This window comes from Thioalkalivibrio sp. ALE31 (assembly GCF_000377405.1).
Lineage (GTDB): Bacteria > Pseudomonadota > Gammaproteobacteria > Ectothiorhodospirales > Ectothiorhodospiraceae > Thioalkalivibrio.
This window is the reverse complement of the sequence record NZ_KB905028.1, coordinates 26,355-41,809: the sequence shown is the minus strand read 5'-3', so window position 1 is coordinate 41,809 and position 15,455 is coordinate 26,355. Positions and strand designations below refer to the sequence as shown.

At 68.4% G+C, this 15,455-nt stretch carries 14 protein-coding genes; 7 read left to right on the top strand and 7 right to left on the bottom strand.

Annotation, left to right across the window (positions count from 1 at the left end; all coding sequences use genetic code 11):
* Positions 1–9: 9 nt before the first annotated feature.
* Positions 10–861: an HDOD domain-containing protein gene (locus D103_RS0112155; protein ID WP_018876981.1), complete on the bottom strand. Its 852-nt coding sequence runs from the start codon at positions 859–861 to the stop codon at positions 10–12.
* Positions 862–992: 131 nt separating this feature from the next.
* Here D103_RS0112155 and D103_RS0112150 point away from each other — a divergent pair, with 131 nt between their 5' ends.
* Positions 993–1,592, top strand: coding sequence for an RNA ligase partner protein (locus D103_RS0112150; protein ID WP_017941871.1), 600 nt, complete (start codon positions 993–995; stop codon positions 1,590–1,592).
* A 50-nt stretch (positions 1,593–1,642) separates the two neighbouring features.
* Here the strand turns inward: D103_RS0112150 and D103_RS0112145 are convergent, their stop codons facing one another.
* From D103_RS0112145 to D103_RS0112135, 3 genes are read right to left on the bottom strand one after another with little or no spacing between them, the layout of a single operon-like run.
* Positions 1,643–2,746: an RNA ligase gene (locus D103_RS0112145; RefSeq protein WP_018876980.1), complete on the bottom strand. Its 1,104-nt coding sequence runs from the start codon at positions 2,744–2,746 to the stop codon at positions 1,643–1,645.
* Positions 2,747–2,777: 31 nt separating this feature from the next.
* The gene (locus D103_RS0112140; RefSeq protein WP_018876979.1) at positions 2,778–4,448 is read right to left on the bottom strand and encodes a Na/Pi cotransporter family protein; all 1,671 of its coding nucleotides are present in this window, start codon (positions 4,446–4,448) and stop codon (positions 2,778–2,780) included.
* Positions 4,449–4,469: 21 nt separating this feature from the next.
* Entirely contained in the window at positions 4,470–5,870 is a 1,401-nt protein-coding gene (locus tag D103_RS0112135) for an MBL fold metallo-hydrolase RNA specificity domain-containing protein (RefSeq protein ID WP_018876978.1), read from the bottom strand.
* Positions 5,871–6,063: 193 nt separating this feature from the next.
* On the opposite strand from D103_RS0112135, the gene D103_RS0112130 reads away from it, so the two are divergent.
* Together D103_RS0112130 and D103_RS0112125 are read left to right on the top strand one after the other, a co-directional pair.
* Entirely contained in the window at positions 6,064–6,495 is a 432-nt protein-coding gene (locus tag D103_RS0112130; protein ID WP_018876977.1) for a YbhB/YbcL family Raf kinase inhibitor-like protein, read from the top strand.
* A gap of 24 nt (positions 6,496–6,519) precedes the next feature.
* The gene (locus D103_RS0112125) at positions 6,520–8,064 is read left to right on the top strand and encodes a BCCT family transporter (protein WP_018876976.1); all 1,545 of its coding nucleotides are present in this window, start codon (positions 6,520–6,522) and stop codon (positions 8,062–8,064) included.
* 7 nt (positions 8,065–8,071) lie between these two features.
* Here the strand turns inward: D103_RS0112125 and D103_RS0112120 are convergent, their stop codons facing one another.
* From D103_RS0112120 to D103_RS0112110, 3 genes are read right to left on the bottom strand one after another with little or no spacing between them, the layout of a single operon-like run.
* A complete protein-coding gene (locus D103_RS0112120) occupies positions 8,072–8,416 on the bottom strand; it encodes a hypothetical protein (RefSeq protein WP_018872340.1) in 345 nt (114 codons plus the stop codon).
* 25 nt (positions 8,417–8,441) lie between these two features.
* A complete protein-coding gene (locus D103_RS0112115; protein WP_018876975.1) occupies positions 8,442–8,771 on the bottom strand; it encodes a hypothetical protein in 330 nt (109 codons plus the stop codon).
* A gap of 27 nt (positions 8,772–8,798) precedes the next feature.
* A complete protein-coding gene (locus tag D103_RS0112110; RefSeq protein ID WP_018876974.1) occupies positions 8,799–9,923 on the bottom strand; it encodes a transporter substrate-binding domain-containing protein in 1,125 nt (374 codons plus the stop codon).
* A gap of 74 nt (positions 9,924–9,997) precedes the next feature.
* Between D103_RS0112110 and D103_RS0112105 the strand changes: the two genes are divergently transcribed.
* The 4 genes from D103_RS0112105 (at position 9,998) to lolA (ending at position 15,190) form a co-directional block, all read left to right on the top strand.
* Entirely contained in the window at positions 9,998–11,239 is a 1,242-nt protein-coding gene (locus D103_RS0112105) for a methyltransferase domain-containing protein (RefSeq protein WP_026280360.1), read from the top strand.
* Positions 11,236–11,991, top strand: a complete 756-nt coding sequence (locus tag D103_RS0112100; RefSeq protein ID WP_018876972.1) for a DUF429 domain-containing protein — start codon at positions 11,236–11,238, stop codon at positions 11,989–11,991. Before D103_RS0112105 ends, D103_RS0112100 begins: the two co-directional genes overlap by 4 nt.
* A gap of 60 nt (positions 11,992–12,051) precedes the next feature.
* Complete coding sequence (locus tag D103_RS0112095; protein ID WP_038028887.1) at positions 12,052–14,385, top strand: DNA translocase FtsK; 2,334 nt, start codon at positions 12,052–12,054, stop codon at positions 14,383–14,385.
* Positions 14,386–14,536: 151 nt separating this feature from the next.
* The gene (gene lolA, locus D103_RS0112090) at positions 14,537–15,190 is read left to right on the top strand and encodes an outer membrane lipoprotein chaperone LolA (protein ID WP_018876970.1); all 654 of its coding nucleotides are present in this window, start codon (positions 14,537–14,539) and stop codon (positions 15,188–15,190) included.
* Positions 15,191–15,455 lie beyond the last annotated feature (265 nt).

Genomic DNA, 15,455 nt, shown 5'->3' with positions numbered 1-15,455 from the left:
CCGCGGGGTTCATTCGATCATCTGGTTGACGTGTTCCAGGCCGATTGCGTCGTCTTCCCAGTTCAGGCGGGTGGTGCCGGGCTTGGCCGCCAGACGGCGGATGGAGGCGACCGAGCTGCGGTCGATATGGGCCAGTCGATGCCGGGTGGCGTTGTGGCTCTCGATGTTGGCGGCCTGCAGAATGTCGCTGTAATTGACCGGTTCGCCTTCCTCCGGCTCGCGCTTGAGGTTTTCGTGTTCGGCCACGGCGCGGATGATCTCCGGCTCGAAGTTCCAGTTCTTCAGCATCGCGCGGCCGATGGCGACGTGCGCGGCATCGGCCGCGGCCTGCAGGGCGCGTGGATCCTCGTAGATCTCCTGGGTCTTCTCGGCGCGGCGCAGGATCGGGATCATGCCGATGTCGTGAACCAGCCCGGCGAGCAGGGCGGTGTCCGGGTCCAGATGGGGGTGGCGACGGGCCAGCAGGTAGCTGATGATCGCCACCTCCAGGCTGTGGTTCCACAGCTCCTCCATCCGGATGCGGATGGCCTCGTTCCCGCTCTGGAAGACCTCCTTCATGGACAGCGCGATGATGGTCTGGCGGGCGCGTTCCATGCCCAGGCGGGTCACCGCAGAACGGATGGTGGCGCAGCGGGTCAGCCCCCGGTAGGCCGGGCTGTTGGCATGGCGCACCAGGCGCGAAGCCAGGGCCGTGTCGCGCGAGATCAGGTTGACCAGATCGGCGATGGAGCTGGATTCGTCCTGGGTGATGAACAGCGCCTGCACCGAGACATCGGGCAGGGTCGGGATCTCGATCTGGTGACGTTCGAGGTCCTCGCGCAGGCGCTCCAGGAATTTTTCGACTTCCGCTCGGGTGGCCAAGGGCAATCCGTGTCCGGCTGGGTAAAGACGCGCCGATTATGCCACAGGCGTTGGCACGGGCGGGGTGTCGCGGGCCGGTTGACGGGCTGCCGGCCCCTGCCGATGATGAAGGGAGCCGACAGGAGGTCGTGATGCGCCGATTCGTGCTGGATACCAGCGTCTTTACCAACCCGCATGTGGCCGGGCAGTTCGGCGAGGACCCCGAGGACATCCTGCGGACCTTTCTCAACCTGGCGCGCCACTGCCCCGCCGAGTTCTACATGCCGCTGTCCGTGTACGAGGAGTTTCGCGGCATGCGCGACCTCGAGGCCCTGGCGGCCGACTTCGAGACCGTGGTCTGGGTGCGCTCCCCGCGGCGTTTCGCCCTGACCCTGCCGAGCGACATCCTCTACGAGTTCATCGACGAGGTGCGTACCCGCATCGACCGCGGCCTGCGCATCGCCGAGGAACACACGCGCCAAGCCGGGGCGGCCGAGTCGCTGCGCCCGGAGCTGATCACGCAGCTGCGCGAGCGTTTCCGCGAGGCGATGCGCAAAGGCCTGGTGGACTCGCGCGAGGATGTCGATGCCGTGCTGCTGGCGATGGAGCTGGATGCCGAGCTGGCCAGCGCCGACGAGGGCATGCGCAAGCTGGGCAACCGCATGGGCATCAAGCTGGTCACCGCCGACTACCTGCGCCAGGTGATGGAGAACCTCTCCGAGTCGGGCATCCCCGGTCAGGGCGGAGCCTGAGGCCGCAAGTCGGGGCCTTTCCCGAGTTCGCCTGCAAGCAGGCGAAGGGCTCAGTCGTATTGCCGGTCTCCGGCCAGGGCGGAGGCGAGGGTGCCGGTGATGCGGTCGAACAGGCGTTCGAACTCCAGCAGCCAGTAGCCGCTTTCTTCCTGACGCGGGGTGCCCGGCAGGAAGCGCACGTGGCGCCCGCCGGTTGCCTGCATGTGGTCGACAAAGCGCTGCGCCCCCGCGCGCTCGCGAAAGCGGCAGCGGTAGGTATGGCCGACGCGTCCCTCGCGCCGGCTCTTGTCCACTGCGGTTGCCAGTCCGGACAGCAGGGCCTCGCCCAGTTCCCTTTCCACGGCGGCAGGTTCGGTGGGGGGATGCTCCGCGAGGAACACCGCCAGGCGGGTCAGGCGGTTGGTGAAGTATTCCGGCGGCAGGTCCAGCAGCTGCTCGGAACACACCCGGATGTCGTTGATGCAGGAGCCCCCGGCCACGTACTTGGCGCGGTGCTGGCCGTCCGCGGTCTTCAGTACCAGCCCTTCGGCCCCCTCCGCATCCAGTTGTCGGATCAGGCGTCCCAGTGCTGCGCTGTCCGCGGGCGTGAACCGTCCGTGCAGGGGTGCCGGGGGTAGCTGGTGGCGTTCCATCAGGGCGAATTTCTCGTCCTGCGGCACGAAGCCGGGGCGGCCGAGCCGCATCAGGTCGAACACGAACAGGCCAACATCCTGTGCCACGCGCGGCGTGGAGCCTTCCAGGTAGGGGGTGTCCGGTCCGGCGATCTCCGCGCACAGCACCAGGTCGGGCTCGGCGTCGAACACCCCGAGGTCCACGAAATCGGGCACCCGGTCGGTGCTGAAGGCGCAGACGAAACCGCCCCGACTGAAGGCGTAGACCCGGCCGTCCCGGCGCAGGATGCGCACGTTGAAGCCGTCGATCTTTTCCTCCGCCCAGAACGGCTGCTCGAACTGGCGCGGCAAGCCGGCCTCCAGTGACTGGATCCGCCCAATGGCCGGGTAGCCGGGCACCACCGAGCCGTCCGGCAGCACCACGGAACCACGCGGGTAGTGGTTCACCGGTTCCAGCAGCCGGGCGTATTCCAGCCCGTCAAAGGTCAGGGCCTCAGCCCGGTGGTTCGCGATCGCGTCCTGCAGCGTGTCCCGGTCGATCATGCGTTCTCCATTGCCAACGCGAGCGTGTGCATCAATCCGTGTTTCCCTTGCGCAGCCCCCGGATCTGGTCTTTCAGCGCCTCGGTGTGGTGACGCGCCTTGGCCGCCTGAGTGACCAGGCGCCGCGCCATGCTGATGATCCGCAGCTGGCGTTCCATCTCGGCCATGCTCAGCGAGCCGAAGGTGCCCTCGCGCAGCAGGGCGGCCTTCAGTTCGGCGTAGGTGGTTTCCACCGCGTCCACGGCCTCGGCGGCGGCCAGATCATGGCCATTGTCGCCGTCGTCCGCCTCCAGATTGCACAGGTCCAGGGCGCGTATCGCCTGTTCCTGCCAGGCGCGGCGCTGCTCGGTCACGATCGGGCGCTCCTCGCCGCTGGACTGGCGGCGCAGGTCGGCGATCTCGTCGGCCAGTATGGCGACCTCGCGGTGGTAGCGGGCGATGCGCACGGCCTCGGCGATGCCGTGCCCGACCTGTTCCGGCATCGGGTGGTTGGCCGTGTGCGCCGCGAACTCGGCAATGGCCTGGGTGAGCTGCTCCGCGGCCAGGCGCCGGCGATCGAGGATGCCGGCAGCTGGCGGGGTGGCCTGCAAGGCCTCGCGTGCCATCGAATGGCCGATATCGGCCAGGCGTTCGGTCTCCTGGATCAGCGACTGCAGGGCGAGATCCGGGACCCCGGAGCTGCTGCGGTCCAGATACCGGGGCCGGGCGATGTCTTCCTCGATGGTGCGGAAGCGGCCCTGCAGCCAGCGGATCATCGGCGGGGCGACCGGGACCATCAGCGCCACGCCCAGCAGGTTGAACGCGGTATGGAACAGCGCCAGCAGCACCGCCGGGGCCGGGGCCTCGCCGGTGCTGCCCCAGATCCAGGCGATCGCGGCCAGGAACCAGGGCAGGATCAGCAGCGCGACGATTGCGGTCAGGCCGTTGAAGATCACATGGGCTGCGGCGACGCGCTTGGCGTTCGGGGTCGCGCCGATCACCACCAGCAGCGCCTTGACCGTGGTGCCGAGGTTGGCGCCGATCACGGCCGCGGCGGCCGCCTCCAGCGGGACCGCACCGCTCATCGCGGCGGTCAGGGCCATGGCCATGGAGGCCGAGGAGCTCTGCATCAGCACGGTCAGCAGCGCGCCGATGCCGACCATGATGACCAGCCCGAGGAAGCCGGGGCGGGCCAGCGCGCCGAGGTCGAAGGTGGCACTAAGCCCCTCGAAGGCCTCGCGCAGTACGTCGATGCCGAAGAACAGCAACCCGAAGCCGGCCAGGGCCAGGCCCAGGTAGCGCGGCCGCGCGGCCTTCATGAACAGGTAGAGCAGGGCGCCGATGCCGATCGCCGGCAGGGCGAAGGCCTCGATGCGGATGTTGAAGCCGATCAGCGCGACCAGCCAGCCGGTCATGGTGGTGCCGACGTTAGAGCCGAAGATCACCCAGACCGACTGTCCGAGCGTCAGCAGGCCGGCGTTGGCGAAGCCGATGGTGGCCACGGTGACCGCGCTGGAGGACTGCACCAGTGCGGTCACGCCCATGCCCGAGGCGAGGGCGCGCGGCCGGGTGCGGGTCCATTGCCCGAGGATATGCTGCAACGCCTTGCCGCCGGCGGTCTTCAGGCCGTCGGTCAGCAGGGTCATCCCGAGCAGGAACAGGCCGAGACCGCCGAGAAAACCGGCGATCAGGGCGTAGGTGCTGACGGCTTCGGCCTCCGGCATCGCAGCTGTGGGGATGCGGCGTTACAGGGTGATGGTCTCGCCGAAGGCGGGCACACGCGCCTCGGCCCCCAGCTCGTCACGCAGGCCGGCGGCCAGGGCCTCGCGCGCCTCCGGCTCGCCGTGGACCAGATGGAACACCGGCTGGTCCTGAAAGCCGCGTGCCCAGTCGAGCAGCTGGCTGCGCCCGGCGTGAGCGGAAAAGCCTCCCAGGGTATGGATCTTGGCGTTCACCGCGACCTCGTCGCCCAGCAGCTTGACCTTCTCGGCGCCGTCCACCAGACGCCGCCCGAGCGTGCCGGCGGCCTGGAAGCCGACGATCACCAGATGCGCCTCGCGCCGCCACAGGTTGTACTTCATGTGGTGGCGGATGCGCCCGCCATTGCACATGCCGGAGCCGGCGATGATGATCGCGCCGCCCGTGATGCGGTTGATCGCCATGGATTCTTCCACCGTGCGACAGACCTGCAGCCCGGGCAGGTAGGCAGCCGGATCCCCATTCGCGGCCTGGTGCAGCCGGTCCATGTCCTCCGGGTCCAGCGTTCGGCGCAGGCGGGCGTACAGCTCGGTGACCTTGATCGCCATCGGGCTGTCGAGGAAGACCTTTTGCTGCGGCAGGCGCCCGGCGTGGTGCAACATGCTCAGGTGGTAGAGGACCTCCTGGGTGCGGCCGACCGCGAAGGCCGGGATCAGCACGTTGCCGCCGCTCTTGTCGGCCTCGGCCAGCACCTGCGCGAACTCCTCGACCGTCTCCTCCATCGGGCGGTGGTCGCGGTCGCCGTAGGTGCTCTCCAGCAGCACGTGGTCGGCGTGTTCCGGGCGCGCGGGCTCGTGCATCAGCACGGCGTCGGCATTGCCGAGATCGCCCGAGAACACCAGATGCCGGTCGCGACCGCCAGCGGGCACGATCAGGTCCACGATCGCGGAGCCGAGGATATGCCCGGCATCGCGAAAGGTCAGGCCAATCCCGCCCGCGATCTTGCGCGCCTGGCCGTAGGGCACGGCCTCGCACAGCCCGAGGGTGGTGGCGACGTCGTCGATGTCATAGACCGGCTCCAGCAGCGGCTTGTCCGCGCGCCGGCGCCACTTGTTCTCCCACTCGATGTCCTTGCTCATCACGAACGCGGCATCCTCGAGCATGATCTCGAGCAGTTCCTCGGTGCCCGGCGTGCAGTAGATCGGGCCGCGGTAGCCGTCGCGCACCAGCTTGGGCAGGAGCCCCGAGTGGTCGAGGTGGCCGTGCGACAACACCACCGCGTCGAGGCTTTCCGCCAGCTCGGCGAGCGGGGCGCGGTTCGCCTCGTCCGCATCACTGTTGCCCTGGTACATCCCGCATTCCAGCAGGATGCGGGCGTCGTCGGTCTCGAGGAGATAACGCGATCCGGTGACCTCGCCGGTCGCCCCCTGAAAGGTCAGCTTTGCCATACGGTGAAGTGTACGCGCGACGCGGGTGTGATGGGCAAGCAACGGCCCGGGACTTGATCCCGATCAATGTGGCCGCGGGTTGTCGGGCGCACGGCTTGACCCGCCCTCGGCCGCGGGCGAGCCTGTAACCGGGTCATGGAGGAGGATGCGGGCCATGCGATTGAGCAGTCCGGCCTTTACCGATGGAGAACGGATGCCGATCGAGGTCTCGGCGCGGGATGCCAACGAGCTGCCGCAGCTGGAGATCCGCGAGGTGCCGGCGGGCGCGCGCAGCCTCGCGCTGATCCTGGAGGACCTGGATTCGCCGCTGGGGGAGGTCACCCACTGGCTGGTCTGGAACCTGCCGCCGGATACGCATTGTGTGGATGCCCTGCACCTGCCCCGCGAGGGGCGCGTGGGGATGGATGCCTTCGGCAAGGTCGGCTACCTCGGCCCGGTGCCGCCGGAGGGCTGTCATCACTACCGCTTCCGCCTGCTGGCGCTGGATGTCGAGCTGGAGCTGGAGGCGGGGGCGACCCGCAGCCAGTTCGATGTCGTGGCCGAGGGGCACGTGCTGGACCAGGCGGATCTCACCGGGGCGCTGTGCTCCGCGGACGAGGGCACGGATTCCGATGCGTCGGGCTGATCCGGCCAGCGGGGAGGCGGCGGCATGAATGACTATCGCCCGGAGGCCTTCTTCGCCACGGTGAACCCGACGGTGTTCACTGCCTCCGCGATCATGGTGGTGGTGTTCGTCGCCTTCGGGGTGATCTTCCCGTCCACGGCCAGCGAGGTGTTCGCCAGCATCCACGGCTTTATCACCGAGTATCTCGGCTGGGGCTACCTGCTGGTGGTGACCTTCTTCCTTGGCTTTTTGATCTGGCTGGGTTTCAGCCGCTATGGCGTGATCCGGCTGGGGCAGCCGGACGACCGGCCGGAGTTCGGTTTCGCTGCCTGGTTCGCGATGCTGTTCTCCGCCGGTATGGGGATTGGCCTCGTGTTCTGGAGTGTGGCCGAGCCGATCCTGCACTACCAGCACCCGCCGACCGGCGATGGCGAGACCGACGCGGCCGCGCGCCAGGCGATGGTCTACACCTTCTTCCACTGGGGCCTGCATGCCTGGGCGGTGTACGTGGTGCTGGGGCTGTCGGTCGCCTATTTCAGCTTCCGGCACCGCCTGCCGCTGACCATCCGCTCGATCTTCTACCCGCTGCTGGGGGATCGCATCTACGGCCCGATCGGGCATGTGATCGACATCCTCGCGGTGTTCGGCACCCTGTTCGGGCTGGCGACTTCGCTGGGGTTCGGGGCGATGCAGCTCAATACCGGGCTCAACGTGCTGGTCGACATGCCGGTCTCGCACTGGTGGCAGGTGGGCATCATTACCGCGATCACCGCGGTGGCAGTGCTGTCGGTGATCTCCGGGCTCGATCGCGGGCTGAAGTGGGTCAGCGTGTTCAACCTGGTGCTGGCGATCAGCTTCATGCTGTTCGTGCTGATCGCCGGGCCGACGCTGTTCATCCTGCGCTTCTTCCTCGACTCCACCGGCGGCTATCTGCAGCAGATCATCCAGCTCAGCCTGCACACCGACGCCATCGGCGGTTCGCAGTGGCAGAAGGACTGGACCATGTTCTACTGGGCGTGGTGGATCGCCTGGTCGCCGTTCGTCGGCATCTTCATCGCGCGCATCTCGCGCGGGCGCACCATCCGCGAGTTCATCGTCGGCGTGCTCGCCCTGCCCAGCCTGTTCGTGTTCGCCTGGATGGCGATCTTCGGCGGCACTGCATTGCACATGGAGCTGTTCGACGACGGCGCGGGCATCGCCGCGGCGGTCGCCGAGGACACCACCGTGGCCCTGTACGCGACCCTCGCGCAGCTGCCCTGGACCACGATCGCCTCTGGCGTGGCGACCCTGCTGATCGCGACCTACTTCATCACCTCGTCGGCCTCCGGCACCTACGTGGTGGATGCACTGATCTCGCGCGGCTCGAAGCACTCGCCGAAGCGCCAGCGGGTGATCTGGGGGATTACCGAGGGCGCGGTGGCCGCGACGCTGCTGATCGTCGGCGGCGAGCGCGCGCTGGACAGCCTGCAGACCGGCTCCCTGACCGCCGGGCTGCCAGTGGCAATCATCCTGGTCTTCTGCTGCTTCAGCCTGCTGCGCGCGCTGGGCCGCGAGTATCGTGTGGAGGGCGTGGATCCGCCCTGGCGTTGAGCCGCGTTCAGTGTTTCCCGAGCGTCTTGCGCAGGTGCTCGATCTGTTCCGGCTTGATGCCGGCGATGTCCTTGATCGGCAGGGTCACGGCAAACCCGTTGCCCAGTCGGCTCAGTTCCAGTTCCGCGTCCAGGTGGTCCAGCATGCGCCGGGCAAGGCTGGACTCCAGCACCATCAGCAGCACCTTGCGGCCGGAGGTGTCCTTCAGGTCCATGACCGGGTTGCGCCGCAGCTGGGCGATGCCCTGGGCATCCAGTAGGGTCAGGCCGGCGGCCCCGTCGCGCTGAACGATCTCGATCGCGCGGTCGGCCAGGCTGCGCGGGATGACGGCGGCGAGCAGAACGAATTGCATGGCAGAGTCTCCGTATCCGGGGGCGTCAGGGCGTGGTGGTCAGGTGGCCGACGAACTCCATGCCCTGAAGGGCGTTCACGTCCAGGGTGAAGGCAAGCCCGTTGTAGGGCTGGAACAGGTCGAGCTCCAGGTTCAGGCGCTGCGCAATGCGTTCGGCGCGCGCGGTATCCAGCTGCCAGATGCAGACCGACTCGTTGCCCTGGTAGGTCACGCCGAGAAAGGTCATGTGCTCGGGGAAACCGAGGCCCGAACCCTGGATCACCGCCCCGTCCGCGCCGCCTTCCTCGGCGGCGATGGCCAGGGCCTGCTCCTCGCGGTCCTGGTCGACGATCGCGATCAGAAAGGTCTCCTCCATGATGGTGTCTCCCCGTGACAGGCTCCGTCAGTTGCCGAGATAGCGCCGCAGCACCCGCTGCCACTCGTCGGATTCCAGAATCTCGAGGATAGCGACGTTCATCGGGGCGCGCAGCGGCGAGCCCTGGGGCAGGGCGAGGGCATAGTCCTGGCGCAGAAACTCGACCGGCAGAACCTCCAGTTGCCCCGCAAAGTGCTCGCGGACCTGATAGCGCAGCAGCGGAGCGTCGTAGACCATGGCGTCGGCCCGGCCCTCGGCGACTGCGCCCAGTGCGGTGGCGAGGTCCGCATGGTCACGGTAGGCAAAGCCCTGGTCGTCCAGCCAGGCGGCGGCACTGGAGCCGCCGATGGTGGCGATGCGCTGGCCCTCCAGGTCGGAGACATTCTGGATGCCGGTGTCCAGCGAACTGACGGTCAGCGTGGTCGCAATGGCGGCGGTGAAGGTGGAGACCAGGATCAGCGCCGCGAACATCCAGACCAGCGCAATCGCGCGGCCGGGCAGGGTGCGCGGGGCCTTGTCGCCATAGCCCACCGTGGTCATGGTCACGGCGGCCCACCAGAACGCGGAGCCGAGCCCTTGTGCGGCACTGCCGCCGAACTCGTCAGCGTTGCGCCGGCGTTCGAACAGCCAGAGCAGCGCACCCACCAGCAGGAGCAGTCCGGAGAGCGCGAGGATGACCATCAGGAAGGGTATGGAGATGAACGCGCGCAGGGCCCCGGCGACCGGGTTGCCCTGCTGGGGCACGGCAATCGACAGCCCGGTGCTGTAGTACGGATGGGTGAAGTCGACCCGTTCGGCGCGTTCAGCGGTCGCGGTTAGGGCCGCGACCGAGATATCGATACGGTCATCCCCCAGGCCCTCGATGAGTCCCTCGAGGCTGGTCTCCCGGTAGTCGGAGTCCAGTTCCATGCGTTCCGCGACCCGCTCCCACAGTTCGATGGCAATGCCGGAAGGAGCGGCGCCCGGCTCCTCCGGCGCAATCACGAACGGTGGCACGAAGCGCGTCCCCACGCGCAGGGTCGAATCGGCGCCGATGCCGCGGGCCTCATCTCCCTCGGCCTGAGCGGACGGCAGGCTCAGCAACGTGGCGAACACGAACACTGCGCCGGCCAGCAGCGACACAAACGGGGGCGAGCAGAGGGTGCGGGGCATGCGGACATCCGGTGGGGGCTTGCCCGTACCATAACCGGAAGATCGTCAACGAGGCAGTCTACGGGAGGGTGTTCATGCGGGATCCATTCGCCAATCCGAATAACAGTGAAGCGCGACCGACGCAGGGAATGGCTGTGGATGTCGGCTTCACGCTGGACTGGGTGAGTGCCGAGGCCCGTCACCGGGAGTGTCTGTTCCTGCCGTGGCTGGAGCCGGAACGGGACCGCTGGCCGGGCGATCTCGGGGCCGCCCTGCGCGGGTCGGGCGCGGGGCTGGCGCACGAGGCCTCCCGCGAGGCCGCCGCGGCCCTGGTTCCGCAAGAGGAGGCCGACCGTGTGCTGGAGCTTCCGGCATCGGCGTTCAACCGGGGCCTGCGCCGGCACCGCCGGGTGGAGCCCCGTGCGGGGCGTTTCTACCCGCGTGCGTTCCTTGCCGGTCATGCGGGGATCGAGGCCGGGGATCGCGAGTTGTTCCGGATCGGGGCGCTGGAGGGTGATCACCTGGTGGCGGATCGGAATCATCCGCTGGCCGGGCACGAGCTGCGGCTGCAGGCGCGGGTCATGGCGCGCCACGAGGTTGGGCGTGACGATGAGCGGGCGGTGGATGTCGCCCGGCTGCTGACGGCCCGCGGGCCGGGCATGCAGGCCCGCTGGCGTGGACGGCCGACCGACTTCTGGGCCGACGGGGCGCTGGGGCGCGAGGACCCGGAGTCCGATGCGGTGTTCTATGCCGAGCCGCGCCGGGTGCACCACCTGGACGCGACCGCGCGGGCCGAGATCGCCGCGCTGTATGCCGCCTGCATCCCGGCGGGTGCGCGGGTGCTCGACCTGATGAGCAGCTGGGAGTCCCACCTGGACCGAGTCGAGTCGCCTGAAGCCGTGATCGGGCTGGGCATGAACGCCGAGGAGCTGGCGGACAACCCCCGGCTGACGTCATCCTTGGTGCACGACCTGAACCTCCGTCCGGAACTGCCGTATGCGGCGGCGAGCTTCGATGCCGTGGTCTGTACCGCGTCGGTCGAATACCTGACGCAGCCCGAGGCGGTGTTCCGCGCGGTACGCGAGGTGCTGCGCCCGGACGGGGTGTTCATGGTCACGTTCTCCGATCGCTGCTTTCCGACCAAGGCGATCGCGGCCTGGGAGCCGCTGTACGACTTCGAGCGCATGGGGCTGGTCCTCGACGTCTTTCTGCGCGCCGGCTTCGTGGATCTGTCGACCTTCTCCCTGCGTGGGCTGCCGAGACCCCCGGACGACCCGTATGCCGGGCGACTGGAGCATGCCGATCCGGTGTTCGCGGTCTGGGGCCGGCGGCCGTGAGCGGCACCGTCCGCATCATCGGGGTCGATTGTGCGACCCAGCCACGCAAGACGGGCCTGGCTCTGGCCCGCTGGTCCGGCGGGGTTCTGCGTCTGGAGGCGGCACGGCGCGCATCCCCGACTGAACCGCCCGCCGCGATCCTGGGCGGCTGGATGGATACGCCGGAACCCGTTCTGCTGTGCCTGGATGCGCCGCTTGGCTGGCCATCGAGCCTGGCAAGCGAGCTGGCCGGGCACCAGGCCGGGGCGGGCATCGCGGCGCACGCCGATGCAATGTTCCACCGTCATACGGACCGGGTGATCCGGGAGCGCCTTGGCAAACGCCCGCTGGAGGTGGGGGCGAACTTCATCGCGCGCACCGCGCTGGCGGCGGTCAACCTGTTGCAGGCCCTGCGCGACCACAGCGGGCAGTCGCTTCCGCTGCCCAGGGTGGCCGGGCCGATTGCCGATTCGACCGCGATCGAGGTGTATCCGGCTGCCTTGCGCAAGGTCCGAGGCTGGGAGACTCGGGTCGACGTCCGAGCCCGGCTGCCGGGGTCCTTCGAGGTGTCCGTGCCGGACCTGGACGATGTCACTGACGATGTGGTGGATGCCGTGCTGTGCGTACTGGCCGGGGCCGATTTTCTGGACGGGCAGGCGGTTGCGCCGACGGCAGACGAGGCCGCGATCGCCGCGCGCGAGGGATGGATCTGGTCCGCCGACCCGGAACCGGTTCGCAGCCCGGGCCGGGCGCGCCCACGAACGCCGGTTTAACCGGTAAACTGCGCGATGATTCGAGTTGCCCGCGACGCGGGCCTGACCAGTGGGGAGTGCATGGCCGCAAGCAAGGCCAAGACCGGGGGCAAGGGGAAGAAGACGGCGGAGCCGGTGGCCCCGCCGAGCCTGAGCGGGCAGCTGCTGCGCGGGCTGCGCGAGGGCGCGCTGCTGATCTTCGGCATGCTGGCGCTCTATCTGCTGGTGGCGCTGGCCAGCTATCACCCCGGCGATGCGGCGTGGTCGACCACCGGCGACGGCGAGGGCCTGCGCAATCTCGGCGGTACTACCGGGGCCTGGTTCGCGGATATCGCCTTTCACCTGCTGGGCTATCTGGCCTACCTGATCCCGCTGGCGGTCGCTGGCATTGGCTGGTGGCTGTTCCGGCATCGCCGCGAGGCGCAGATTGCCAGCCCCACGGAGCTGACCGTGCGCGGCCTGGCGCTGATCGTGGCGCTGATCGCCGGTTCCGCGCTGGCCGCCCTGCATTTGCTGCCGGGCGGGATGCCGGTGCATGCCGGCGGTATCCTCGGCGATCTGTTTGGCGGCTGGGCGGTCGCCGGACTGAGCCTGGTGGGCGGTACGCTGGTCCTGCTGGCCCTGTTCCTCGCGGGGGTGACGCTGTTCACCGGGCTTTCGTGGTTCCTGCTGATGGACCGGCTCGGCCAGCTGGCCGTGCGCGGTTGGGAGCGCGCCCGTGCGGCGATCGATTCGGCGCGCGACCGGCGCATTGGTGCCCGTGAGCGGGCCGAGCGCGAGACCCGGGTAGAGAAGGAGCGCAAGCGCACCGAGAAGCGCGCGCCCTCGCGGGTGGAGCCGCGCATCGAGACGCCGCCCCCCAGTCCGCGCGTGCAGAAGGAGAAACAGGTTCCGCTGTTCACCGAGGGCAGCGGGGCCGATCCGCACCCGCCGCTGTCGTTGCTCGACGAGCCGCCGCCGCCGCCCGAAGGTTTCTCGGAGGAGTCCCTGCAGGCGCTGTCGCGGCAGGTGGAGCTCAAGCTCAAGGATTTCGGCGTGGAGGTCGAAGTGGTCGCGGTGCAGCCGGGCCCGGTGATTACGCGCTTCGAGCTGCAACCGGCCGCCGGGGTCAAGGCCTCGCGCATCTCCGGGCTGTCCACCGATCTCGCGCGTTCGCTCTCGGTGATGGCGGTGCGCATCGTCGAGGTGATCCCGGGCAAGTCCACGGTGGGCCTGGAGATCCCGAACGAGAATCGCGAGATCGTGGCGCTGTCCGAGATCCTGCGCTCGGACCTGTTCGATTCGAACAAGTCGCCGCTGACCATGGCGCTGGGCAAGGATATCGGCGGCGCCCCGGTGATGGCCGATCTGGCGAAGATGCCGCACCTGCTGGTGGCCGGGACGACCGGTTCCGGGAAGTCGGTGGGCGTGAACGCCATGCTGCTGTCGCTGCTGTACAAGGCGACTCCGGACGAGGTCCGGCTGATCCTGATCGACCCGAAGATGCTGGAGCTGTCCGTGTACGAGGGCATCCCGCATCTGCTGTGCGAGGTCGTGACCGACATGAAGGACGCCTCCAACGCCCTGCGTTGGGCGGTGGCGGAGATGGAACGCCGCTACAAGCTGATGTCGGCAATGGGCGTGCGCAACATCGGCGGCTACAACAAGAAGGTGCGTGATGCCCAGGCCGCCGGCGAGCCCCTGAAGGATCCGCTGTTCAAGCCCGAGGAAGCGATTACCGAGACCGAGGCGCCGGAGCTGGAGCCGCTGCCGTTTATCGTGATCGTGGTCGACGAGTTTGCCGACATGATCATGGTGGTCGGCAAGAAGGTCGAGGAGCTGATCGCGCGCCTGGCACAGAAGGCCCGTGCCGCCGGCATCCACCTGATCCTGGCCACCCAGCGCCCGTCGGTGGACGTGATCACCGGCCTGATCAAGGCGAACATCCCGACCCGCATCGCCTTCCAGGTTTCCTCGCGCGTGGACTCGCGCACCATCCTCGACCAGATGGGCGCGGAACACCTGCTGGGCCACGGCGACATGCTCTACCTCCCGCCCGGCAAGGCCATGCCCGAGCGCGTGCACGGGGCCTTCGTTGGCGACAACGAGGTGCACCAGGTGGTCGAGTACCTGAAATCCACCGGCGAGCCGGACTACAACGAGGCCATCCTCGACGAGCCGGAGGCGGGTGCGGCCAGCATCCCCGGGCTGGAATCGCCGGACGGGGGCGAGAGCGAGTCGGACCCACTGTACGACCAGGCGGTCCAGGTGGTCATCGAGTCGCGCAAGGCCTCGATCTCGTTCGTCCAGCGGCGGCTGAAGATCGGCTACAACCGCGCCGCGCGCATGGTCGAGGACATGGAAGCCGCCGGTCTGGTCAGCCCGGTGCAGTCGAACGGGAATCGCGAGGTCCTGGTCCCCGGCCCGAACGACTGAGCGCCCCGAACCCGGGCGATCCGAACCCTGGGGCATGGGCGAGGTCCATGTCCCTGATCGCGTGACGCGGTTCGTCCTCCCCGTACACCACATTCACGCCCGGTTAAGCGACCGGGCGCAGGATGATTGCAACAACCCAACTGGAGTTCGCATGAAGCCTCGCTCTCCTTCGCGCCTGTTCCTGGCCCTCGTGGCCGCGGCTTTCCTGGTCGCCGGCCCGCCAACGGCCGCTGAACCCGCCGCGGATGCCCGCGTCGCGCTGGATCGCTTTGTGGACGGCCTGGAGACCTTCTCCGCCGTGTTCACCCAGACCGTGCGCGACGACACCGGCTACGTGTTGCAGGAGTCCGATGGCCGCATGCAGCTGGGCATGCCCAACCGCCTGCACTGGGAGGTGACCGAGCCGTTCCCGCAGACCATCGTCTCCGACGGGCAGGACCTGTGGATGTACGACCCGGACCTGTCGCAGGCCACGGTGCGCCCGCTGGGCGATGCCTTCGATGCGACCCCGATCGCCGCGATCACTCAGCCGGAGCGCCTGGACGAACACTTCCGCATGTCGCTGCGCCCGGTGCCGGGGGGTGACGCCCTGCGCCTGGTGCTGGTGCCGCGCAACGAGCAGGCCGACTTCACCAGCCTGGACCTGGACTTGACCGCGGAGGGGGATCTCACCCGCATGGCCTTCCGCGACATCTTCGGCCAGGAGACCGTGATCCGCTTCCACGAGACCGAACGCAACGCCGACCTCGACCCGGCCATCTTCACCTTCGACCCACCCTCCGGCACCGACATCTACCGCCCGTAAACACGTCCCGTCCGCGCTTGGTCCTCTGCGCAAGGCACGAAAAACCAAGGGCGATTTACAGGAAGGCAGGAAGGTGGGAAGGGTTCTTGGGGGAAACGTGGTAGCAGAACGTTTACAACGTTTACGTGGTTCCCCGTTCATGGGTCACGGCACCGCGCCACGGCCCCATCAATCTTCGAACCTTCCCATCTTCCTGTGAATCGCCCTTGCCTATATTCGGGCGCTTCGTAGTGACTAAGGGGTCTTTCCCCCGAGGCGTTACAAT

Coding starts and splice junctions, on each gene's coding strand:
- D103_RS0112145 (WP_018876980.1), bottom strand. CDS start 2,746: ATGATCGACCGGGACACGCTGCAGGACGCGATCGCGAACCACCGGGCT.
- lolA (WP_018876970.1), top strand. CDS start 14,537: ATGAAGCCTCGCTCTCCTTCGCGCCTGTTCCTGGCCCTCGTGGCCGCG.
- D103_RS0112125 (WP_018876976.1), top strand. CDS start 6,520: ATGAATGACTATCGCCCGGAGGCCTTCTTCGCCACGGTGAACCCGACG.
- D103_RS0112110 (WP_018876974.1), bottom strand. CDS start 9,923: ATGCCCCGCACCCTCTGCTCGCCCCCGTTTGTGTCGCTGCTGGCCGGC.
- D103_RS0112130 (WP_018876977.1), top strand. CDS start 6,064: ATGCCGATCGAGGTCTCGGCGCGGGATGCCAACGAGCTGCCGCAGCTG.
- D103_RS0112095 (WP_038028887.1), top strand. CDS start 12,052: ATGGCCGCAAGCAAGGCCAAGACCGGGGGCAAGGGGAAGAAGACGGCG.
- D103_RS0112150 (WP_017941871.1), top strand. CDS start 993: ATGCGCCGATTCGTGCTGGATACCAGCGTCTTTACCAACCCGCATGTG.
- D103_RS0112135 (WP_018876978.1), bottom strand. CDS start 5,870: ATGGCAAAGCTGACCTTTCAGGGGGCGACCGGCGAGGTCACCGGATCG.
- D103_RS0112115 (WP_018876975.1), bottom strand. CDS start 8,771: ATGGAGGAGACCTTTCTGATCGCGATCGTCGACCAGGACCGCGAGGAG.
- D103_RS0112140 (WP_018876979.1), bottom strand. CDS start 4,448: ATGCCGGAGGCCGAAGCCGTCAGCACCTACGCCCTGATCGCCGGTTTT.
- D103_RS0112120 (WP_018872340.1), bottom strand. CDS start 8,416: ATGCAATTCGTTCTGCTCGCCGCCGTCATCCCGCGCAGCCTGGCCGAC.
- D103_RS0112105 (WP_026280360.1), top strand. CDS start 9,998: ATGCGGGATCCATTCGCCAATCCGAATAACAGTGAAGCGCGACCGACG.